Here is a 20,929-nt window from a genome sequence, read left to right as displayed (position 1 = left end):
GTCGACTCCTTTTCGTAGGGCAGCTGGAGTGCACGGATACCTACGGGTCGGCGCGCTTGCCTGAGTCGGTCGCCAACTGCGTCACGTCGAGGCGCGCCTTCCGCGAATCCGGGCCAGCGCCTGCCGTGCCGTCGGGCCGGAAGTCGAAGATCACATCCGTCTTCGGGTCGTGGCGCGGCCACGCGGGCAGGCCGCTGCCGTTCGGATCGCCTGTCCGGGCGAAGTTGACCCAGTACGCTTGCGCCATGCGGGAGACGGCCAGGTCCTCGGCCGTCAGCGTCGTGCCTGGACGCGCCGCGATCGTGCCGAACACGTAGCCGATCTCTCCCCCGTGCGGCGCGCCGTTGCGCATCTGCTCGCGCATGGCTGCCTGGACGTACCCGAATCGATAGAGATAGACCGGCGATCCATTGGCCGCGAAGGCATTGGCGGCAAAGCGCGCCGGCTCGGCCTGGCCGAAGTCGTCGTTGGCGCGCGCGACCATCGCCGCCAGGTCCGCGGTGCCATCGGGGTCGTAGGCCGCCTTGGCCTGCGCACTCCACTGGCCGAATCGGGCGAAGAACTGCTCCTTGGTCGTCGCCTTGATGCGATTGCCTGCCGTGTCGGCGCTGTTGCTGCCGAGCAGGAGCGGCACGCGCGGCTGCCGTCGCGCCTTGTAAGCAGTCTCGGCCGTCTCGGTGATCAACCTGCCGTCGAGCACCGGCGTCGTCTCGACCTGCGGCATGGGAGGTCCCGCTGGCGCCTGTGCGCCTCGCAGCACCTGCTCGGCGCTGAGGGCGCGCAGACTGGCCAGCGCGGCCGGATCGGTGCCCTCAATCCCCATCGACTTGGCGAAGGTGGCGCCGATCGTCTCGGCCGACAGCGGATAGTTCGGATCGACGTTGTCTTCGCGCAGTGGCCGCGCCGTCAGCACGCTGTCGCGCGACCCGCCAGACTCGGCGATCGCCTTGTGAAACAGGCCGCGCGCCATCGGCGAGGCCAGCAGGCTGTGGACGGAGACGCCACCGGCGGAGAAGCCGAAGATCGTGACGTTCCCCGGGTCGCCCCCGAAGGCCGCGATGTTCCGCTTCACCCACTGCAGGGCCGCGATCTGGTCCATGTACGCGTAGTTGCCCTTCGGCTCGCCGGGGCGTTCACGGCTCAGCGCCGGGAACGCGAAAAAGCCGAAGCGGCCGACGCGGTAGTTGAGGCTGACCAGGACGACGCCCTGCTTGGCGAAGTGCGTGCCCGAGGTGAACGACGACGCGCCGGAGCCGCCGACGAAACCGCCGCCGTAGATCCACACCATCACGGGCAAGCGGCGAGCAGTGCCACCAGCGGGGCGCCAGACGTTCAAGAAGAGGCAGTCTTCCGACGGCACCCGCGGCGCCGGCGCGGGAGGCGGGCCGAAGCGTCCCTGCATGCAGTCGGCGCCGAACTCCGCGGCCTGACGCACGCCCGTCCACGGGACCACCGGCTGCGGCGGTCGCCACCGAAACTCGCCCATCGGCGGAGCAGCGAACGGGATGCCCTTGAACGACTCGACCCCGTCGGCGACCACACCCTGCACGTCGCCACCATCGACCTTCACCGTCGCTGGTGCCTGCGCGCGTACGTCCGTGCCGAAGAGGGCTGCGCTCGTCACCATCGTGAGCGCGCACAGGAGCGTCCGCACTCGCCGCCACCTCGTCGTGCTGATGGCGTCATGTTCAGTAGGCATGAGTGCTCCCATCGGCGAAGCGTACTCCCTGCGCCTGGGCGTGCCTTGCTCGATCGCACGAGGGTCACCGCCCGTGGCGCGCCGAGTTCAGAGGATCAGGCAAGGACCGACGCCCGATGATCCGTACGCTGACCGTGAGGCGGCCCCACCGCTCGTGCGGCGCTCGCCGTGCGCCGGCAGAGATGCCAGGCCCACGGGTGCCGCTCACCTGCTCAGAAACGCATCGCGGTCTGACCATCCTCTTCGGGAGATATCGATGATCATCCGGACGCTACCCGTGCTCGCACTCGCCCTCGTCCTCTGCGGAGCCTCTGGCGCCGGCGCCCAGACAGCGACGGCCGAACAGGAAGTCACTCAGCTGTCGAAGGACAAGTGGCAATGGATGGCCGACAAGGCCGTCGACAAGCTCGCACCGCTGTTCCACGACCGCGCCAAGTTCGTGCACATGAGCGGCACCTGGAAGAAGGACGAGGAGCTCGAGATCATCCGCAGCGGCAGCATCTGGTACAAGAAGGCTGACGTGCACGATGTCGCGGTCGAGGTGTTCGACAGCACGGCGGTGGTCTGGAGTCGCATCACGCTCCAGGCGGTGGTCAGGGGTGCCGACGTCGTGACCGAGTTCACCGTGACCGAGGTCTTCCAGAGGCAGGGCACCGCGTGGCAGCTGCTCGACCTGACCTTCAGCAGCGTGCGCGACACCCACCAGATCAGGAAATAGGTTCGACACGCGTCTTGCAGGAGTGAGTCGCCATGAAGACCAGGACCCTGGGGAGCCGCAACGGGCTCGTCGTCTCCGCCATCGGCTATGGCTGCATGGGCCTGGAGAACATCTATGGCCCAGCCACCGACCGGCGCGCAGCCGTCCAGCTCATTCGCGCGGCGTTCGATCGTGGCGTGACGCACTTCGACACCGCGGAAACGTATGGCCCCTTCACCAACGAACTCGTCGTCGGTGAGGCGCTCGCCCCGATCCGGCAGCAGGTGTCGATTGCCACGAAGTTCGGCTTCGACATCGACCCGCAGAGCGGCGCGCGCCGCGGCGGCCTGAACAGTCGGCCCTCACACATCCGCGAGGTCGTCGATGCCATGCTGACCCGGCTGAACGTCGAGACGCTCGACCTGCTCTACCAGCACCGCGTCGACCCCGACGTGCCCATCGAGGACGTCGCCGGCACGGTGAAGACCCTGATCGAGGCAGGTAAGGTCCGGCGCTTCGGACTCTCGGAGGCCGCCCCGGAGACGATCCGCCGCGCGCATGCGGTGCAGCCGGTGACCGCGGTTCAGAGCGAGTACAGCCTCTGGACGCGCGACGTCGAGGACAACGGCGTGCTCGACACCTGTGAAGCGCTCGGCATCGGCTTCGTGCCGTGGAGTCCTCTCGGCGCGGGCTTCCTCACCGGCACGATCGACGCGACCTCGACCTTCGACGCCAGCGACTTCCGCGCGGCGGCGCCGCGCTTCACCGCCGACGCCCGCGCGGCCAATACCGCGATGGTGGACCTGGTGAAGCGCGTCGCGGCCGGCAAGGGCGCGACGCCGGCACAGGTTGCGCTGGGCTGGCTGCTGGCGCAGAAGCCATTCATCGTGCCGATTCCAGGCACCACCAAACTGCATCGTCTCGAAGAGAACATCGGTGCCGCGAACCTCGAGCTGACGGCGACAGAGCTGGACGACATGACCGAGGCCGCCTCGCGCATCAGCGTCCACGGGGCACGCCTCCCGGAAGCGGTGCTCACGTTGTCGTACCGATGAGCGCGTGCGCGTTCATCGGTCGAGCCCCTTGCTCTTCAGCCATGCGGACATCGCGTCGGCGACCTGCACGTTGTTGAGGTCGGAGAACGGGAAGTGCGTGTTGCCGCGGATCCCGATCTCGGGCAAGTGAACCACGGTCACATCGCCGCCTCGCGCGTTGACGGCATCTCGCCAGAGCCGCGCCATCTGAAGCCGGGCCCGCCAGCCGTCCTGTCCGCCGTTCGCGATGGGCGTCTCTGGAATGAAGTCCCCGTAGTAGATCACGATGGGGATCTTCGTCAGTGCCAGGAACTCGGCCTCCGGGATCGCCACCGCGGTCAGCGTGCCTCCTGAACTCGGGATGGGCGGAGGGACGGCGCCTTCCGGAAAGACGAAGTTGCTGCCCGGCTCGTACGAGACGATGGCCCGCACGTTCGGTCTCTTGATGGCGGTCCGCCAGCCCATGCCCCCGCTGTGGGAGTGCGTCACCAGGATGGCCGGTCCGATCTTCGTGAACAGGGTGGCGATGGCGTTGGCGTTCACCTCGATGTCGATGGGGCCGACGTTGGGCACCATCTGACGGAAGTACTGGTTCAGGGCTTCCGGATCCTTGGAGAACTGGACCCCGGGGAAGAAGTCGGGCCAGACGCCGAGCCTGAAGGTCGCAAACCATCCCTGCTCGTCGGGCGTGGCGGCGATGGTGCCATCCACGGTGCTGCGTGCCGCACGTCCCCGTCGCGGCTGGTCGACCACGTACACACCGAATCGGCGTCGCAGGAAGATGTTCTGGTAGCCCTCCCGCCCATCCGGCGTCGTCTCCCACGTCTTGGAGAACTGACCGATGCCGTGCCACATCACCAGTGGCAGACGACGGGCCTGCGTCGGTACCTGGTAGAAGACGTAGGCATGATCGCCATGCAGCGTCTGCCCCGCCGGCGAGGCCGGCTGCGCCGTGGCGTCGAACGTCCCCGGACTGGTAACGACCGTCCCTCCGGCGGCGAAGCTGCCCTGCTCCTGAATGACGAGCCCGCCGCTGCGCGGCGCGCAGCCGGCGGCGGCCGCCACCGTCAGCAGGACCATCGTCGTGCGCAACGCGCGTGATGCCTGGGTCCTCATCGGAACTCCTCGAGGTGCGGTGCTACCGGTCTGCCGTCTTCGACAGGATGGTGAGCGCCTGTCCGGCCTTGCCCCATCCGGCGTAGAACGCCAGGTGTGTCAACGCTTCGGCGATCTGGTCGCGCGTGAGACCGCGGTCGAGCGCGCGTCGGACATACGGCGCGAGTTGCTCGTGATCGCCCTGTGAGGCGAGCGCCGCGATCGTTACGAGGCTCCGGTCCCGCGGCGCGAGATCGGTGCGCTGCCAGAGATCACCGAGCACCACGTCGTTGGTCAGCTGCGCGAACTTGGGCGCGGCAGCCGCGACCGCGGCGTCGACGGCAGGCGCCCGTGCGGCATCGCGCGAGGCCGGTTGGGCTGAAGGCGCTGCGACCAGGCCGCTGACATCCACCTTGCGTGCGGCGTACACCTGCTCGTACACCGCCAGCGCCGAGACCGCGTTCGGCCATCCGCTGTAGATGGCCAGGTGCGCCAGCGTGCCGGACGTCTCTCGCGGCAGGAGTCCGTTCTCGAGGCCGCGCGTCAGGTGACCGGCCAGCTGCGCGGTGCGGCCCGTGGCGATGAGGGAGGCGATGGTGACCAGGCTGCGGTCTCGCGGCGACAGCGCCGTTCGCTGCCAGACATCGCCATAGAGCACATCGTCGGTGAGGCTCGCGAGCCCTGGGGCGAGCCGCTGCTGAAGCTCGCCTGACGGACGCCTGGCCGCAGGCGGCGGCTGACTCGCGGCCGGCGTGGCGACCTGCGGCGATGGCGTCGAGTGATACTGTTCCTCGCTCACCTGCTCCAGCCATTGCACGACCGAGCCGTCGCGCGGCTCCGTGATCGCCAGATGCGTCATGGCACTCCGGGGTGCGGCGCCGTGCCAGTGCTTCTGCCCTGGCGGAATCCGGACGACATCGCCGACGCGCACCTCCTGGACGGCCTCACCCCAGCGCTGCACATGGCCGGTCCCTGCCGTGATGACGAGCGTCTGCCCACCCGGATGCACGTGCCAGGCCGTACGCGCCCCCGGCTCGAACGCGACCAGACCGCCGCTCGCGTCCGTGCCGTGCAGCTGCTCGAACAGGCGGTCGATGCGTGCCACCCCGGTGAAGGTCTGGGCCGGGGCGGGGCTCGAGACGCGGCTCTCTGCCCGGGAGATCTCGAGTGGCTGCGCGGAGGCCGACCCGGCCAGCGCCAACGTCGCCGCCAACGCGGCCACACGGAACGGGCTCACGGCCCCGCAAGATGTGTGTGTCTCCATCGATGTTCCTTTGGGTGCCACGGTAGCAGCCGGGCTCTGTGCCGCCTTGCCTGATCCTGCACGTCGGCGTGTTTCCAAACGCTGGGGTGGGCCTGACATTGGAGGATCAGACAAGCGGACCGGGCGGGGCACGGTAGGATGGCAGCATCCCGGAGGTCATGGCGATGCCAGACGCTCAGCTTGCCGTCACGAAGTCTGTCCGTGTCGTACCGTCGACGGCCGCTGCCGCCGAGGCGCCAGAGCGCCCGGCCGACGAGCGCCTGGTCACCCCTGAGAGTGCGTCGGTGCGGAGGCTTGCCCAGGTCCTGGAGCGCTACGCCCCTCATGACGGACGGTTCGAGCTGCGTCGCCCCGGCGTGTTCGCGCTGCGCTGGTCGCGTCCGAGCCATGCGCCCGTCCATGTCACGCAGCGGCCCGCGCTGTGCCTGGTGGCCCAGGGCGGCAAGCTGATGATGCTGGGCAACGAGATGTTCGCCTACGACGCGGCGCGCATGCTGGTGTTCTCGGTCGACCTGCCCGTGACGGCGCAGGTCACCACGGCAAGTCCGAAAGCTCCGTACCTCGGTTTCAAGCTGGAGTTCGATCCGCGGCGGGTGGCGGAACTCGCCACGCGGGTGCCCCCCGATCGATCGCCGATTCCCGCGTCGACGCGCGGAATGTACGTCGGGCACACGTCAGAGGCGATGGTCGACGCCGTCACCCGCCTGCTCCTCGCGATGGGCCAGGAGTCGGACACCGACCTGTACGCGCCACTGATCATCGACGAGATCCTGATTCGGCTGCTGCGCAGTCCGGTCGGCGGCCGGGTGGCGCAGATCGGCAATGCCGAGTCGCGGCTGCACCGCATCGCCACCGCGATCAACTGGCTGCGTGAGCACTATGCGCAGCCGACGAGCGTCGACGAGCTCGCCCGCCTGGTCCACATGAGCGTGTCGTCGTTCCACCAGCACTTCAAGACCGTGACGTCGATGAGTCCCGTGCAGTATCAGAAGGTGATGCGCCTGCATGAGGCGCGCCGCCTGATGCTGTTTCACGACCGCGAGGCCGCCGATGCGGCTCGCATGGTCGGCTACCTGAGCGCGTCGCAGTTCAGCCGCGAGTACGCCCGCTTCTTCGGGCAGGCGCCCATGCGTGATGTGGCGCTCCTTCGTGCCGAGTCGGCGACGGTCGCGCCCCCGGTGCGCAAGCCCTCGTAGCTCGAAAGGCGAGCCTCGACGCACGGCTCGTTACTGGGCTTCTGATGAGTCCTGCCAGACCACTGCGGGAGCCGCCACTAATGAAGCAAGCGACGATCCTTTAATTAGCGAGCGAGCCAGGCAAACGCTTTTACCGACGGCGAGCGGTCATCCGTCTCCACAATGTCTCCACAACTCGGGACGATTTCGGGTGATCCGGGTCCACGTCTGTCGACTCGGGTCGCATCGCCAACTGGCTCACCATCAAGGGGTTAACGCCAGAACCCCCACACCGTCAATCAGTTGCGCGAAGTGGCCGGATCCGGTTCGATTCCTTCCCGGCTCACCACTCTTTCATCTGCACTCGCAGATGGCGCCAAGTAGTTGAAAAGCGGCGCAGTTACGGCGGTTCGATTGAATCGATTTCCGTCGTACGCGATCCCCTCCGGAAAGAACAGCGCCTGCAGCCGCTGCTTGTAGTCGAGCGACGCCTGCACCCACAGGTCTGACGCGCGCGGCAGAATGCGCTCTGCGAACTCCAGGATGCCCTGTACGTCGAGTTCGTCGGTGGCGTCGGCGTGGTGGTCGATCTGGGCCAGCGTCAGCTCCTCGCGCAGGCGGTCGCGCTGCCGCTCGTAGCTGGTGCGGTCGATCGACTGCGCGAACAGGAACGCATCGTCGAGCCGATCGAGTTTCTGCTGGATCGCTTTCACCCGCCGGTCCTGGTCGACCGTGCGGGTTTTCGCCTCGGCCCGTCGCTGCTCCCACACGAAGAGAATCCGGTCCTTGACCAGGCGCATGTAGCCGGCAGACGGCTGCAAGAGCGCGAGTTCGTCCGCGAACGCGCCTTCGAGCGCGGCCTTGGTGACGTTGACCGCCCGGCACTGACGCTGGCAGTGGTAGTAGGCGTAGTAGCCGTTCCTGCCCTTGGACCAGCTGCCGGTCAGCGGTCGCCCACAGGTGTCGCACCGCACGAAGCCGCGTAGCGGGAAGTCGGGGTGGCTGCGCTGGCGCGGGCCGGCCACGACCACCCGGCCATCGAGTACGGCTTGCGCGCGGTAGAACGTAGCCTCGTCTACAAGCGGCTCGAAGTCGCCGCGAGTAGACACGCCGCAGTCTGGGCTCTCGACCTTCCCGACGTAGATCGGGTTCCGCATCATCTGGCCGAAACTCTGGGGCGAAATCCGAAGCCCCTTCCTGCTACGAAGCCCTGCCTCCGTCGCGCGCGCGATCACTTCCTGCTTGGTGTAGCGCCCGGTCGCCAGTTCCTCGAACGCCCGTCGCACCAGCGGACCGCGCTCTGGGTCGTGAACCAGGCTCGTGCTCGACCACTTCGGTGCGTTCAGGTATCCGAGTGGCGCCGGGAACGTCCAGCGGCCAAGTTCGAGCGCCGCACGCATGCCGGCGCGCGTCCGTTCCGAGCGCACGTCGTTGTCGAACTGCGCGAACGCCGCCAGCACACCTTCCATCAGCTTGCCGGTGGACGTGTCGTCGATCGGCTCGGTCACCGATCGCAGCGAGATGCCGAGCGATTGCAGGTGTGCGCGGAGCGCAAAGTGATCGTACTTCTCGCGCGCGAAGCGCGTGAGGTTGTACACGACGAGGAAGTGGACCTTGCCCTTGTGGGTGCGGCAGAACTTCAGCAGCGCCTGGAGCTGGCTGCGGTCGGTAGTCTTGGCGCTCTCGCCTTCCTCGTGGAAGCGTTCGAGCACCTCGTAGCCCTGCCGGCGGCAATAGTCCTCGCAGGCGCGAAGCTGCGTCGGGAGACTCAGGTTCTCCGTCTGCTCCTTCGTACTGACGCGTACGTAGATGACCGCGCCGACCATGTCCGCCAGCTTAGCCCTGTCGCTGTGTGCCGGCAAGCGGTGTTGTCCCGGCATCGGCGTCAGTGAATGCCGCCGTCCGGCGCCGCCAGAACGAGCAGGATGCGCGCCATCGCGTCCGCGTGCCGCACGATCGCGCGCACGTCGTCGTCCGACAACGCGTCAGCCTCGTCGCCAAGCAGGTCACGGCATCGCTGGATTGAGATCGTTTCGGGCGCAGCGTCCACACATTCAGACACATCCATCGCGGTCCCCCAGATGCACGAGCGTTCGTGTTGAGTGGGTGGCGCGCTCCGGCGCGTCGATGTGGCGGTCGACGCGCCGTGGTTCAGGAGCGCGGATGCGGCGTTGCGCCGGCATCATCCGCGGGACGGTGAGTCCGCACGGCGACGGTCACTTGCTCGATGTGACCGTCTCTCACGCGTTCGGCGGTTCCCAGAACCACACGGTGGCTCTGGCGAACGCGTTCTCGCTGCTGCCCGTGTTCCTGAAGACACGGCGCAGCGCGAGGCTCTGGCTTCGGCTGTATCGTTCGAAGGTTGCGCTCGAACCGTGCCCTTTGAGCATCGGCCGACTGCGCGCTCCGGATGCCGTGGTGGCGAACCGGAGGAGTGCCTGAGGCACTGGCGAGAGGAAGTCAACTTACGCCTGTCGGTGCGTCACGTCAATCCCCTTCAGAGACTTCGTCAACTCGGCGACCATCGCGTAACGGCCACCCGTGCCGCGCGCAGGCGTCGTCAATGCCCTTGGCCCGGCCGCCGGCCGGGTCGACGCGAAGCGGAGAGCATTGACGACGGCGAGCACGGCGCCAGCATCAGTGGCGCGATGGTCGACAGACGCGATGACGTTCCCAGTCGCGACGCCATTGTGCGGCAACACCTGGGTCTCACGCTGGGCACTCAGGCGGCGCCATTCTCCTACACGATCCGCACGCACTTGAAGCGGCGCGGGACACCGGCACCCGATGGCGTGAACGACCCCCTCCCGACGCCCTGGGGTCAGCCGCTGGGCACAGTGGTGGGGTCGTTCACGCCATCGTCTCTGTTGCGACCACGGCAGCAGCAGGGATTCACGAGGCGGCAGACAGCGCCGCCTCGCCTCGATATCCGCGCCAACTCTCGCGACATCAAGCGTTTGCGTGGGCTTCAGGCTCATGACCGACCAAGGGGGAGAGACCACTCGGTGAGGGCTCCGAAACAGGGGGGCCAACCTGACGCGGTTTTCGCTTGGCTCCCCTCTTGGCCCAGGCGTCACGGTCCATCGTCCCCGACAGTTGCAGGTACTGGCGGTTCAGCAACTCCACTTCCACCGTCGAACAACCTCGCGCGCGGTCATCCGCCAGAGCCGACGAGTTCGCGTCCCAGAGCACCCGATCACCCTGTCGCCGCCACGCCCGATACAGGGCCTGCACCCTCGCGTTCCCCTGCCGCCGGAACTCGCGCCGAATGTAAGGATCGGCCGGGTCACCGACGTGCGCGCCTGTAGATTGGCATTCGGGAAAGTACGCCTCCAGCGCCTTCGTCACACTCGGATCCATCGGGGTCCAGAGCTCCTCCCGGACGGCCGCCTTGTAAAGGGACACAGCCTTCCGGAAGCGACGCGGGACGAGCAGCCGGAGCGTCCATGTGCGCACGAACCGCAGCAGCCCCGCGTGGCGAATCAGGAACTGGCGAAAGTCGATCGGGATGCTGCGGTTCACGAGATACGGGAAGACCAGATGGTCGGAGCGACCCTTCTCGACCCCGATCGGCAGCTTGTCCGGGAAGCACCGGATGACGCGCTGGCGTCCGATGCCGAACGCGATGTGCGGGTAGTCCTCGGGGCGCAGGTAGTTGTCGCGCATGAGCGCGAAGAGCCGCCGCTTGTCCGGCTCGGCGCTGAGCCACCAGCAGTGGCGGTCACCGAGCACCGCGTCCAGAATCATCACGCGCTCGACCATCCGGCCGACGGTCAGCAGCCGTCGATTCCGGTTGTCGGCCTGGCCAATGGCCTCGTAGAGCGGCCGGTGGTGAACGTGGTAGAGCCGCCCGCGGCGCACCGGTCCGGGCTCGATGGCACGAGCGAACCCGCGCAACACGAGCCGGCCGACGAAGTCGCGGCTGTTCTGGCCGCGCACGGTGCCGGTGAACGCGCAGTACTGCCGTTCCAGGAAGCAGCCGGCGTGGACCATGACGGCCACCAGGAACTGGCACTGCCGCTCGGTGAAGGCAAAGCTCGCGAGTGCCTTCACCCGCTCCTCAGTGACGCTGTCCAGGGTGCCATTGGCCGGATATTGGAGCGTCACAGGAACTCCTCCGCACCCCGCGGCCGAGGCACCGACCGGCCACCGCCACCACGGGACCCAACGACGTAGATCTGGAATCCGGCCTTGCTGTGGCCGGAGGCGTGTGCCCCGCGGTAGTGCGGTGTGAACAGCTCGACGTCCTGGTGCAGTTCGCGCCCGTCGACCTCGTATTCGATGCGGTAGTCCGGGAAGTGCACCTGCCCGTCGAAGTACGGCAGGTCGTGGTCGCGCGCCCACGCCCGAATCTCGTGCTCGTCCCGGTCGGGGCGGCCGTCGCTGTCGGCGCGTCCGCGATTGTGTTCCTGCAGGAACTCCTGGTACTCGCGCTTCAGGTCCTGCTCCAGCACCACGCGCCGCACCTCGAGCCCGCCGTGCTCGTCGCGGAGGCGCGCTTCCTCCTGCCGGTAGGTCGAGTACAGGTGCGAGTCGTGATTCAGTTCGCGTTCCCGGCTGACGCCCGCGTAGAACGCTTGTGACGGTTCGCCGTCCCGGTTGAGCGAGTGGGCATCGAGTAGGTCTCGACCCTCGCGCGTCAGCGTCAGGCCACGCTCGCCATCGCCGAGGTCTACAGTTTCGACGAGGCGCTCGCCGCGGAGGTGTTCCACGGTTTCGGGGTCGGTGTCGAGGTCGTGCTCCCGCACGACACGAAAGACGCCAACAGCGGCCAGGGTGCGGCTGTCCTCGCCGTTCAGGTCGTACCTGCGGTCGCGGTTCAGGACCAGCTCGCGCTCGTCGCCCCGCGGCAGGTCGAGGTCGCGCATCAGGGCATCGCGTGGGTCAAGGTCGTCCCGGTCACGGTCCTCGTACACTCGCGCACGGCCATCGCCGCCCTCACGGTCGCGCGCGTCATCTCGCGGATCGAACATGGCTGTCCTCCGACATGGCGTTGCGTTGGGTTGTTCGTGAAGGCACCCGGGCGGTTGACGCGCGGGGCGATTCAGGAAGGCGCTGAGCGTCGGGGGCGTTATGCCGCGCGGCGGTCAGGGCGTAGGGCCGTCTTCGACAGGGGGCGGTGCCGTAATGGCTATCCGGCCTCACTGTCCGGTGGGCGCGCGGTGGGCGGCGCCCGAGCAGACTTGCCTCGGCTACTTATAGCTCGCTCCGGCCGGTCTGGCAACCCAAGGTACGTGCGGGCGTGGCTGCAGTGCTAGGATCAGCGCGCTCGGCGGTGATCCCAGTTGCGAACCCGATACCTATTGCAGCCCTTTGGGCCGAACGGAGAACTCGTCACGCTCGGCCATGCGTTGACGACGGAGATTGGCTCCCCGGTCTACACCGAGCTGGAGATGGCCGTTGCCTTCGCTACCAGCAGTGGCACGAGCCGGATCTACGGCGCCCTGAGGGCGCTGAGCGCTCGGGGAGCCGCCGCTACGGCGCACGTGGGGCTTTCGAACGGGATTACGTCCGCACAAGCGGTCGAACAGCTGATCCAGGCCGGGGTGGAGGTCTTTGGCTTCGAGACGGGTGGTAGCGTCCTGTTTCACCCGAAGGCATACATTCTCCGAAGTCCGGGCCAAACCTGGATCTCGGTCGGCAGTTCGAACTTGACGGCGGACGGGCTGTATCGGAACTTCGAGGCAAACAGCATCAGCGTCTCGATCGGAGCACCGGACGACGTTGCCGCAATCGCAGAGCTGAGTCAGGTTCTTCTCAATCTTCGCGGCATGCAGGGACACTCCAGCCGCCTACAGTTGACCGATCTCCAGCGGCTGGTGACGACGGGAAGCCTGATCGACGAGACTGTCACGCCTGTACCGCAACGGATCAAGCTCAAGCCCGGTGTAGCGCGCCAAGGTGGCGCCAATCAACGCATTCAGGTGCCTGCTGCGCCGCCTCCGCATCCGGACTTGGGCACTGTGCGGCGCCCCAGGGCCGCGGCGGCTCCCCCGGCGGCGACCCCAGCGACCGCAAGTGCAATACAGTCGCGGTTCTTCGGGATGACGCTCTCCGACTTCGATGTTTCGCATAGACGCGGTGTTCCTGGAACGCCAGAGGTCAGCCTACCGGAGGAATGCGTCGCCTTCTTTCCTACGGTACAGATGCAGGGGCGCCGCTATCCGGACGCCTACTTCGACGTGCTCCTGAACGAAAGAACTGGCGGAGCACGTCCAGCCCACTACCGAATTTGGCAGCGTCCCCCCGGAACAGAGGCGGGCCACGCCGACTGGCGCATCAACGTCGGCCACGACACGATTGATCAGACCGGCGCGGGGGGCGACATACTTCTGGTTGAGCGCCTGCCCGACGGGTCAGATCCCGCCTATGAGGTGTGGATCGTGAGAGCCGGAGACCCTGAGCACGCACCACTGCTTGCGCGATGTAACCGAACGGTGCAGGCTCGTGGGCGAGCCGGAGTGAAACAGTTCGGCTTGTTCTAGCTACGCGCGCGATTGCGCGACTCTCAGTCGCCTTTCGCCCTGAGAACCACCAGCATCTCCTCCTTGATCGAGTTCTCCTGATGTACAGAGAAGCGCTGGTAGGCGTCCAGTGCGACGAGTTCATCGACATCCCAGCCCGCTTCGGCCGCGACGCTTGCAAGCAGGCGGGGCGTATCGATATTGATCTCTTCGCCGCTAAGCGTCGTCCGGTTGGGGCCTACAACCATGGCGAAAGCTCCGCCTGGCGCGACATGCGAGCGAACGTTTCTAAAGACGCGCCTCATGTCGTCGAAGTATCGAAGGAGCAGGGCCGGAACATTTCGCCTACGGAAGCCGTTGCCCTCACCCGCGGCTCGGTCACTAGTTGTCAGAAGCAGCTTGGCCACGTCCTTCGGAAACGTGCGCACCGCTTCGCGCAGACGACGCTCTTCCGTGTCGCGTTCTTTCGCAGTTATTTCACGGTTGCCGATGAGTCGCGCTTCAGCGTCACGCAGCTGAGAGGGTGGCAGTAGCCCAAGGAAAGCCAAGCTCAAGCGCTGCGTGTCGATGTAGGGCAAAGCTGTGGCGTAGGGCGGGCTGGTGACCACTACATCGAACGGGGCGGAAGCCTCGCCCCTGACCGTGGGAATCGAGACGCGCGAATCACCCAATACAGACCGCTGCCGACCGCGGACCTTGCCGAGGACAGTACGGGCTCGCGCAACCGACTCTAGCCGCTGCGGCAGCAGTTCCGCGAACATTCGAACCGCTGGATAGTTCGCCTTGGCGTCCGCTCTCCGACGGATCCGAAGGTCTCCGGGATCCTGGAGGGAGACGTCCCGCAGGATGTCGCTCAGAACTACGGAAGCGATTCGACGAGCTCCGGTGTTCTCAATCGACGAGATCTCGAACCATACGAGCCTGAGCTGAGCCAGCACGGACGCTGAGAACCATTTCTCCAAGTACTGTTCGTTTGGCAGCGCTATCGGGGCGGCCTTCGCGAGGTCTTTCAGCTCGGTCCGGCTGAACTCGTCCTTGCAGTCGTACCGACCGATCGCCTGCAAGAGACGGTCTGTGACACGCCGGGCGGTCGACTGCAGAGTGGTCACGGGCACTCTCAGGCAGTCCAGCTTCGCCGTTGAGATCAGAACGGCCAAGGGGTTAGCGTCAATCCCCAAGGCATCCCAACCCATGTGAGCCGACTCCACGAGAGAGGTCCCGCTGCCGCAGAACGGATCAAGGACCCGCGGCTTTTCTCCTTGGAGGCCTACTCCGAGCACATTGACGACGGACCTTACGATTTGGGGATTGAACTTGCCTTTGTATTCATGGAGCCCGTGCGCTGAGTAGCGCGTACTCTGACGCCGAAGCACCACGCCATCAGAAAGCTCTCGGAACAGATTGGCTGATGTCGCTGAGGCGCTGGCCTCCAGCTTGGCTTGGGTGGGCACCAGCCTTCCAGAGCCATTGAATCGCACCAGGTGAAAATAGGTCAGGCGACTAAGCAGTTCCTCATCCGGTGCAGCGTTTGAGATCCGGACCTGATCAGGAGCGACGACAGGCGTCGCCCCGAGCAGGCTTTCCAATTCACGGATTGCCAGTCTACGTTCGTAGGGCAACGAGCGGTACGAGGGCCAGTCAAGGACCAGATCATTCATCGCGAAAACACCGTGATGAATTCGGACGTGGCCCTCGAATTCGCCGGATTGAATGCTTTTCGTGTGCTCGGCACCCCGCGTTCCGTGACTGCCTCTAGCCGGAAACCTTCCTCCGAGGCTGCTCGTTTCAGCAGAGTCACGTTGTCGACGATCCGACCATGGATCCGTGAATCCCCCACGACGAAGCAGGCGTAACCAGTTGCCGCAAGCACTTGATGCAGCAGTCGAAACACGACCTTCATCTGCCGCTCAAAGTCCTCGGCAGTGTGCGCATTCTTCTTGAAGAAGTGCGGACGTGCTCCGATCTCCGCCTCTCGTACGGCAATGGGATCGAGTCCAAGCCAGTACATCCTGTACTTGTGGTAGAGCCAGTACTCGTACGCGTTCGGATATGGCGGCGACGTGATGACGAGGTCCACTGGCCCAATCGCGTCGGGCGAAACGGTCAGGATATCGCCGGTCAAGACCTTCGACGGTGCGTGTTCACCTCGAAACAACGTACCGAAGTGTGATCCCCGCGCTCGGTCGAGTTCAAGCGCCGCCCGCTCGAACAACTCAAACACCAATGCGCCGTCCACGTTCTTCTGAACGGCGGCGTATCGAGTGTCGCCATCCTGGTAAGAGACGCGGACGATGATGCTTGAGAGAGCAACGCGGAGGTCGTCCTTAACGGCCGGTTCTGCCACCCGTGCGATCGCAGCAACGATTCCTGCAAGGGCTGCCTGGACGTCCTTTGAAAACCAATGATCGACTCTGGGGATGTCCGGAACTGTGCCGCCCATCGCTTGCGCCTCAGCAATGACGGCTTTAGCGGCCGGGTGAACCGCAGGCCCAGCTCCCTTCGTCTTTGCACGCGCAATGAGCGTCGCGATGGGATTCAGGTCAACACCTACCGACGCGAGGCCGGCGGCCTGCGCTTCTACCAACGTCGTCCCGGACCCGCAGAAGGGGTCAAAGACCACTGCCTCTCGGCGAGGTGCAAGCAGACGCAGCAACTGGCGCGGTAACTGAGGAATGAACTTCGCCGGGTAGGGATGAATCGAGTGCACCCCCACCTGCGTCTTCGCGTCAGCGAAATGCCAATCGACGGAGGAAATCTTCTCGGCCACCGCAACTGGCGGCTCGGCAGAAACGACGCTAGTCATGCGGAACACCGGCTCGCTCGACGTCGCTGGAGAACTTGAGCTGAGGCTGGGTACTGCGCTCGATGTAGAGCCGAGCGGCTTCAAGAAACCATGCCTTGAGGGTGAGCCCCTCTCGGGCAAGGGAGGAGTACAGCTCGCGCTTGGTTTCGGGATCGACCTCGAGGACGATTCGACCACTGGCTCCTTGGGGCATTCGGCATCACCTATGTTATGTGCCTTATGTAACATGACATGATCCCTCCGTCAAGCCTACGGCAGAGCCTCCACCTGCACAGAGATGCACTGGAGGGCGGCAGGCACCGGGTGCTAGTCGGAGAGCCTGACTGAGGCGTGGTGGGACGAGAGGAGGATGCCCAGTCTCGCTCGGAAGAACCGAGCGCGCTTACGTGGAGCGGTGCTGCTGGAGAGCCTACGCCCGATCCATTCGGATTTCAATGGCGAAGGCGAAGGGCCGCCCGAATCCGCGCAGCCGGTTGCGACTGAAATAGTCGACGGATTTCTGTCAAACGTGCGGCTCGACAAGACCGCTGGAGATGTCGGATCCGTGGATGCGGTGGCGCTCGATGTCCAGCTCAAGCCGCTGTACGTAGTCCGTCCAGCTGCCGCAACAAGGCGTCCGCCTGATTCCAACTGGCGAAATTTAGGCTCACCACCACAACTCCCTTCGCTTCAATCATCTAGAGACGAACTCGACGGTCCTGTCGAACGGACGGCGGGGTCGAATCAGCCAGATGGCTACGCGGCGAAGCAGGCGGCGTGAGCAACCCGATTGCGTCCGGATTGCTTCGCGGCGTAGAGCGCCCGGTCCGCGGCCGCCACGAGCAACGCCCCGTCGGCGCTCCCAGGCGTCAGCGTGCTGGACCCGATGCTGACGGTGACCGCACGGTGCGGACACGTCGTGCCGGCCACGGCCTTGCGGATCCGCTCTGCGAGTATGCCCGCGCCTTCGCGCGAGGTCGCGGGCAGAATCACCGCGAACTCCTCGCCGCCGTAGCGCGCCAGAAAATCGCTGGGCCGCACACACCGAAGAGCCGTGGCGACGGTCTGAAGCGCGACATCGCCGGCTTGGTGCCCGAAGGTATCGTTGAAGGCCTTGAAGCCATCGACGTCCACCATCAGCAGCGACAAGGGCGTGTCGTCGCGGGTGGCACGGTAGAGCTCATCGCGAAGGCGCTCGTCGAAGGCAACGCGATTGCCCACGCCCGTGAGCGCGTCCGTGAGGCTGATGTCGTGGAGCCGCGCGTGGGCTGTTTCCAGTTTCTGCTGGTAGTCCTCGAGCTGCGAGAGATACACCTCGCGCTCGGCCGACAGGCGTCTGAGCTCTGCAGACCGGCGCCGTAGTTCGAGCTGCGCCACCACCTGGCGCGACAACGCTGTCAAGGTACGCATCTGTTCGGACGTCATCTGGCGGGGTGTGCGGTCTATCACACACAGCGTGCCGAGGGCGTGATGGTCGGGCGTGACGAGCGGGGCCCCGGCGTAGAACCGGATGTCAGGGTAGCCAGTGACGAGCGGATTGTCGGCGAAGCGTTCATCCTTCAAGGCATCCGGCACGATGAGCGGCTGATCGGCATCGAGCAGCGCGTGGGCGCAGAACGCGTAGTCGCGCGACGTTTCGCTCACCGGCAAGCCGACTCTCGACTTGAACCACTGCCGCTCGCCGTCCACCAGACTGATGAGCGCGATGGGCGTCTGGGCGATGTACGACGCAATCTGCGTGATGTCGTCGTAGGCCTGCTCGGCGTCGGTGTCGAGGACGTCGTAGCGGCGCAAGGCGTCGAGACGCGCCTGCTCCGCGGCTGGCACTGGGGCCTTCATGACCGAGGGAATCGGCAGGGTACAGACGAGCTTTAGCCGTCTTGGGGCACGGCGCCGAACGCGCGCTCAGTCCGGGAGCCCCGAGCGCGTCCGATCCACCGGGTGACCCGAGCGTGAAGTCCAGGGCTGGTCTCCAGAGTCGAACTCAGCCGACGCGTCTCTCGACCCCGACGGCGACGGCCGTACGAATGCTCAGGAGTACGCGGCGGGTACTCACCCGAACGCCACGCCAGCGCGCTACTTCGCCGAGGGCGCCGCCGGCGCGTGCTGGTCCCGTCGCCGCGACGAGCTGCGCGCTCGTGCTGAACGGGTGCCGCTGGAGCCAGGCATGCACACGCAGCGCCGATCCCGCGCGTTCACTCTCCGCGGCACTTCTGGCGCGATCTTCGTCGAAGAGCTGCACCATACGGGTCGCCGTCGTGAATGCCTGCATCGCCGTCTCCTCGACGCCGCGGAGGAAGAGACGAGCCATTCGCGCCAGGCCCCGCGTTCGCCGTCCTGCAGCAGGCGGCAGGACTCGGCGCGATGCGCCTTCAGGTAGAGGCTCTGTAACAGTAGCGGCGACGTGAGCCTCCGTGCACGCATAAGTACAGCGCGACCAGGAAGCGGCCCGTGCAGTGCAACCGTCTCCACAATGTCTTCGCCGCTGTAGACGAGGCCCTCCCCGAGAAGGCTGCTCCCCGGAGCGGCTGGTCCTCAGACCATCACGCAGAGGACGCCGAGCGCGATGAGCACCACGCCGCCCACCTGAAAGCCGATGTCTCCGCGCCGGGCCTGGGCCAGCGATCGCAGACCGAGCGTCGGTGCCAGCAGCGAGACGACGATCTTCAGCAGCAGCAGATGGCCGAACAGCGTGAGAACGACCGCGGGAAACGTCCAGACCCGGTGGAACACGACGATCAGCAGCGCCGGCCACAGCTCCAGCATGAACGTCCGCGTCACGAGGGCCGGGGCGCCCTCGGCGTGCAGGCGGCCGAAGTACTCGCGCCACATCGCCGGCTGCACGATGTGCGACAACCCCATCAGCACGAACGGGATGGCGAGAAGCGCACGGACGTACGGTGCCGTCAGCAGGGAATCGGGCATGGCTCTGCGCACCGTCCCTACTGGCCCGACCGCCCCTTCATGAACGCCTCGACCTCGGCGATGGTGCGGGGCACCGAGGCCGACAGGCTGATGAGACCGGTCTCGGTCAGCAGGAACGAATCCTCGACGCGGATGCCGATCAGCGCGTACTTCTGCACGGCCGGCAACACCGCGGCCTTGAAGGCGCGGTTCTCGGGCGTGTCCGCGAGCTCGTCGAGCGCCTGCGGTCGAATGTAGAGGCCGGGCTCGACGACGAAGGTCATGCCGGGCGCCAGCGGCCGCTGGTAGTCGCCCACGTCGTGCACGTCCATGCCGATCCAGTGGCAGATCCCGTGCGTGTACCACGTGCGGAACTGATCACCCGAGGCATCGGTGATCAAGCCCAGTTCGAGCAGTCCGGCCTTGACCACCGCCTCGGCGGCCCTCTCCACATCGACGGTCCGGTTGCCGACGCGTGCCGCACGCATGCCCGCCTCCTGGGCCTCGAGGACGAGTCGATAGATCGCCTTCTGCGGCTCGCTGAACGTGCCGCTCACCGGATAGCTCCGCGTGATGTCGATCGTGTAGCCGTCGTAACTGGCCGCCGCGTCGACCAGCAGCAACTCTCCGGCCTGCATCTGCCGGCTCGACGCACCGTAGTGCAGGATCGTCGCATTCGGGCCGCTGCCGACAATGGAGGGATACCCGGGGGTCATCGCTCCGCTCGCCAGATACACCTGTTCGATGGCAGCCTCCACCTCGTACTCGAAGCGCCCGGGCCCGGCGGCGCGCATCCCGGCCTTGTGCGCACTGCTCGAGATGCTGCCGCTCCTGGTCATGATCGTCTGCTCGTAAGGCGACTTCACCTGCCGCAGCGCGGCGATGAGCGGAAACGTGTCGACGAACGAGACGCCCAGAAACCGATCCCGCGCCCGGACGGCGAACTCGTACGGCGCGGTCAGCGGCGCCGACGGCGCCGGGCGAGGGCCGAACGGCAGCGCGAGCCGGGCACGTCCGCCAGCGACCGCCTCGAAGAGGGCGTCGAACTCGGGCGACCGTTCGTTACGCCGCGCACGATAGACCTGCCGGTTGAACAACGCGGTCACGAACGGTTCGAACTCGTCGACGAAGTAGACCGTGGCCACGCCGCTTCGAGCCGTCACTTCCTCCCTGGTGAGGATGTGGCCGTTGCGGTGCTCGCGCCGCGGGTCGGGCTGGCGCACGAACAGCACCTCGCGCATGGTTTTGGCGCCAGGGATGAGGACGAGGGTCGTGTCCTCCTGCGCGATGCCGGTGAGGTAGAGCAGGTGGCTGTCCTGGCGGAACTCGTAGTCCACATCCAGCGAGTACACCCTGGTGGGGGCGCTCCACACGATGGCCACGGTGTCCGGCCCGAGTTGTTCCAGCAGGCGGGCGCGCCGGGCGGCGAGGTCGTCCTGCAGCGGCCCCGCGCTGACCAGCGCCGCGCTCGCCAGCACCGCGCCGGTCACCAGTGTGGTCACTCGCGTCATCACCCAGGTCATGCAGATGGCTCCGTGTCGGGATCGGAAGACGGCTCGCGTCCTGCTCCGCGCGATGGTCGTGGCGAGCGGTCGGCGGATGCCGCGCACCATAGCACACCGCCGGTTGCGGGACAGGCCGAACGGCGCGGCACCACGACACGGCACGGCGAACGGTGAAAGAATGGGCCGTGACCAGAACGCTGCTGCTGCTCGGAACCCTCGCCCTCGCCTCCTGCAGTGCCGCGGAGAAACCGCGCATCGCCATCGCCGGACTCGCCATCGAGTCCAGCAACTTCTGGCAGGCGTACAACGT

Annotated in this window: 19 protein-coding genes; 5 read left to right on the top strand and 14 right to left on the bottom strand. The window is 66.4% G+C overall.

All coding sequences use genetic code 11. The features are described 5' to 3' along the window. Positions 1–40: 40 nt before the first annotated feature. Positions 41–1,699: a carboxylesterase family protein gene (locus Q0C41_RS04060; RefSeq protein WP_291981185.1), complete on the bottom strand. Its 1,659-nt coding sequence runs from the start codon at positions 1,697–1,699 to the stop codon at positions 41–43. A gap of 256 nt (positions 1,700–1,955) precedes the next feature. Here Q0C41_RS04060 and Q0C41_RS04055 point away from each other — a divergent pair, with 256 nt between their 5' ends. Next, a complete protein-coding gene (locus Q0C41_RS04055; protein WP_291981183.1) occupies positions 1,956–2,417 on the top strand; it encodes a nuclear transport factor 2 family protein in 462 nt (153 codons plus the stop codon). A 32-nt stretch (positions 2,418–2,449) separates the two neighbouring features. Beyond that, entirely contained in the window at positions 2,450–3,451 is a 1,002-nt protein-coding gene (locus Q0C41_RS04050; protein WP_291981181.1) for an aldo/keto reductase, read from the top strand. Positions 3,452–3,463: 12 nt separating this feature from the next. Here Q0C41_RS04050 and Q0C41_RS04045 read toward each other — a convergent pair whose 3' ends face one another. Both Q0C41_RS04045 and Q0C41_RS04040 read right to left on the bottom strand, forming a co-directional pair. Further along, positions 3,464–4,510: an alpha/beta fold hydrolase gene (locus Q0C41_RS04045; RefSeq protein WP_367079116.1), complete on the bottom strand. Its 1,047-nt coding sequence runs from the start codon at positions 4,508–4,510 to the stop codon at positions 3,464–3,466. 58 nt (positions 4,511–4,568) lie between these two features. Then, positions 4,569–5,762 (bottom strand): carboxymuconolactone decarboxylase family protein, encoded by a 1,194-nt coding sequence (locus tag Q0C41_RS04040; RefSeq protein ID WP_291981176.1) that lies wholly within the window; start codon positions 5,760–5,762, stop codon positions 4,569–4,571. Positions 5,763–6,073: 311 nt separating this feature from the next. Here Q0C41_RS04040 and Q0C41_RS04035 point away from each other — a divergent pair, with 311 nt between their 5' ends. Continuing rightward, on the top strand, positions 6,074–6,985 hold the full coding sequence (locus tag Q0C41_RS04035; protein ID WP_291981174.1) for an AraC family transcriptional regulator: 912 nt from the start codon (positions 6,074–6,076) through the stop codon (positions 6,983–6,985). Between the two features lie 278 nt (positions 6,986–7,263). Here the strand turns inward: Q0C41_RS04035 and Q0C41_RS04030 are convergent, their stop codons facing one another. From Q0C41_RS04030 to Q0C41_RS04015, 4 genes are all read right to left on the bottom strand, one after another. Continuing rightward, the gene (locus Q0C41_RS04030; RefSeq protein WP_291981173.1) at positions 7,264–8,790 is read right to left on the bottom strand and encodes a recombinase family protein; all 1,527 of its coding nucleotides are present in this window, start codon (positions 8,788–8,790) and stop codon (positions 7,264–7,266) included. Positions 8,791–8,849: 59 nt separating this feature from the next. Then, entirely contained in the window at positions 8,850–9,014 is a 165-nt protein-coding gene (locus Q0C41_RS04025) for a hypothetical protein (protein WP_291981171.1), read from the bottom strand. 899 nt (positions 9,015–9,913) lie between these two features. After that, entirely contained in the window at positions 9,914–10,966 is a 1,053-nt protein-coding gene (locus tag Q0C41_RS04020) for a hypothetical protein (RefSeq protein WP_291981170.1), read from the bottom strand. Between the two features lie 101 nt (positions 10,967–11,067). After that, complete coding sequence (locus Q0C41_RS04015) at positions 11,068–11,937, bottom strand: hypothetical protein (protein ID WP_291981169.1); 870 nt, start codon at positions 11,935–11,937, stop codon at positions 11,068–11,070. A gap of 330 nt (positions 11,938–12,267) precedes the next feature. On the opposite strand from Q0C41_RS04015, the gene Q0C41_RS04010 reads away from it, so the two are divergent. Further along, a complete protein-coding gene (locus tag Q0C41_RS04010) occupies positions 12,268–13,449 on the top strand; it encodes a phospholipase D-like domain-containing protein (RefSeq protein ID WP_291981168.1) in 1,182 nt (393 codons plus the stop codon). 23 nt (positions 13,450–13,472) lie between these two features. Here the strand turns inward: Q0C41_RS04010 and Q0C41_RS04005 are convergent, their stop codons facing one another. The 3 genes from Q0C41_RS04005 to Q0C41_RS03995 are packed head-to-tail and all read right to left on the bottom strand — an operon-like array spanning position 13,473 to position 16,424. Continuing rightward, a complete protein-coding gene (locus Q0C41_RS04005; protein ID WP_291981167.1) occupies positions 13,473–15,086 on the bottom strand; it encodes a hypothetical protein in 1,614 nt (537 codons plus the stop codon). After that, positions 15,083–16,231, bottom strand: coding sequence for a DNA methyltransferase (locus Q0C41_RS04000; RefSeq protein ID WP_291981166.1), 1,149 nt, complete (start codon positions 16,229–16,231; stop codon positions 15,083–15,085). Before Q0C41_RS04000 ends, Q0C41_RS04005 begins: the two co-directional genes overlap by 4 nt. Continuing rightward, positions 16,224–16,424, bottom strand: a complete 201-nt coding sequence (locus tag Q0C41_RS03995) for a hypothetical protein (RefSeq protein ID WP_291981165.1) — start codon at positions 16,422–16,424, stop codon at positions 16,224–16,226. The genes Q0C41_RS04000 and Q0C41_RS03995 overlap by 8 nt, the downstream gene beginning before the upstream one ends. Before the next feature lie 201 nt (positions 16,425–16,625). Here Q0C41_RS03995 and Q0C41_RS03990 point away from each other — a divergent pair, with 201 nt between their 5' ends. Beyond that, the gene (locus Q0C41_RS03990; protein WP_291981164.1) at positions 16,626–16,991 is read left to right on the top strand and encodes a hypothetical protein; all 366 of its coding nucleotides are present in this window, start codon (positions 16,626–16,628) and stop codon (positions 16,989–16,991) included. Here Q0C41_RS03990 and Q0C41_RS03985 read toward each other — a convergent pair. The 4 genes from Q0C41_RS03985 to Q0C41_RS03970 all read right to left on the bottom strand — a co-directional run bounded on the left by Q0C41_RS03985 (position 16,967) and on the right by Q0C41_RS03970 (position 20,637). After that, a complete protein-coding gene (locus tag Q0C41_RS03985; protein ID WP_291981163.1) occupies positions 16,967–18,049 on the bottom strand; it encodes a sensor domain-containing diguanylate cyclase in 1,083 nt (360 codons plus the stop codon). The two genes, Q0C41_RS03990 and Q0C41_RS03985, sit on opposite strands and share 25 nt — an antisense overlap. A 145-nt stretch (positions 18,050–18,194) precedes the next feature. Continuing rightward, positions 18,195–18,521 carry a hypothetical protein gene (locus Q0C41_RS03980; RefSeq protein ID WP_291981162.1) on the bottom strand — a complete coding sequence of 109 codons (327 nt, stop codon included), beginning with the start codon at positions 18,519–18,521 and terminating at the stop codon, positions 18,195–18,197. Positions 18,522–18,745: 224 nt separating this feature from the next. After that, entirely contained in the window at positions 18,746–19,135 is a 390-nt protein-coding gene (locus tag Q0C41_RS03975; RefSeq protein ID WP_291981161.1) for a hypothetical protein, read from the bottom strand. 17 nt (positions 19,136–19,152) lie between these two features. After that, complete coding sequence (locus tag Q0C41_RS03970) at positions 19,153–20,637, bottom strand: aminopeptidase P N-terminal domain-containing protein (protein WP_291981160.1); 1,485 nt, start codon at positions 20,635–20,637, stop codon at positions 19,153–19,155. Positions 20,638–20,929: the final 292 nt, after the last annotated feature.

Source organism: Luteitalea sp., assembly GCF_022842525.1.
Classification (GTDB): Bacteria; Acidobacteriota; Vicinamibacteria; order Vicinamibacterales; family Vicinamibacteraceae; genus Luteitalea.
This window is presented reverse-complemented; position numbering and strand designations above follow the sequence as displayed.

Excerpts from the sequence above, each read along its gene's own strand:
- Q0C41_RS04060 (WP_291981185.1), bottom strand. The coding sequence starts at position 1,699 with ATGCCTACTGAACATGACGCCATCAGCACGACGAGGTGGCGGCGAGTG.
- Q0C41_RS04055 (WP_291981183.1), top strand. The coding sequence starts at position 1,956 with ATGATCATCCGGACGCTACCCGTGCTCGCACTCGCCCTCGTCCTCTGC.
- Q0C41_RS04050 (WP_291981181.1), top strand. The coding sequence starts at position 2,450 with ATGAAGACCAGGACCCTGGGGAGCCGCAACGGGCTCGTCGTCTCCGCC.
- Q0C41_RS04045 (WP_367079116.1), bottom strand. The coding sequence starts at position 4,510 with ATGGTCCTGCTGACGGTGGCGGCCGCCGCCGGCTGCGCGCCGCGCAGC.
- Q0C41_RS04030 (WP_291981173.1), bottom strand. The coding sequence starts at position 8,790 with ATGGTCGGCGCGGTCATCTACGTACGCGTCAGTACGAAGGAGCAGACG.
- Q0C41_RS04015 (WP_291981169.1), bottom strand. The coding sequence starts at position 11,937 with ATGTTCGATCCGCGAGATGACGCGCGCGACCGTGAGGGCGGCGATGGC.
- Q0C41_RS04005 (WP_291981167.1), bottom strand. The coding sequence starts at position 15,086 with ATGAATGATCTGGTCCTTGACTGGCCCTCGTACCGCTCGTTGCCCTAC.
- Q0C41_RS04000 (WP_291981166.1), bottom strand. The coding sequence starts at position 16,231 with ATGACTAGCGTCGTTTCTGCCGAGCCGCCAGTTGCGGTGGCCGAGAAG.
- Q0C41_RS03995 (WP_291981165.1), bottom strand. The coding sequence starts at position 16,424 with ATGCCCCAAGGAGCCAGTGGTCGAATCGTCCTCGAGGTCGATCCCGAA.
- Q0C41_RS03985 (WP_291981163.1), bottom strand. The coding sequence starts at position 18,049 with ATGAAGGCCCCAGTGCCAGCCGCGGAGCAGGCGCGTCTCGACGCCTTG.
- Q0C41_RS03980 (WP_291981162.1), bottom strand. The coding sequence starts at position 18,521 with ATGGCTCGTCTCTTCCTCCGCGGCGTCGAGGAGACGGCGATGCAGGCA.
- Q0C41_RS03975 (WP_291981161.1), bottom strand. The coding sequence starts at position 19,135 with ATGCCCGATTCCCTGCTGACGGCACCGTACGTCCGTGCGCTTCTCGCC.
- Q0C41_RS03970 (WP_291981160.1), bottom strand. The coding sequence starts at position 20,637 with ATGACCTGGGTGATGACGCGAGTGACCACACTGGTGACCGGCGCGGTG.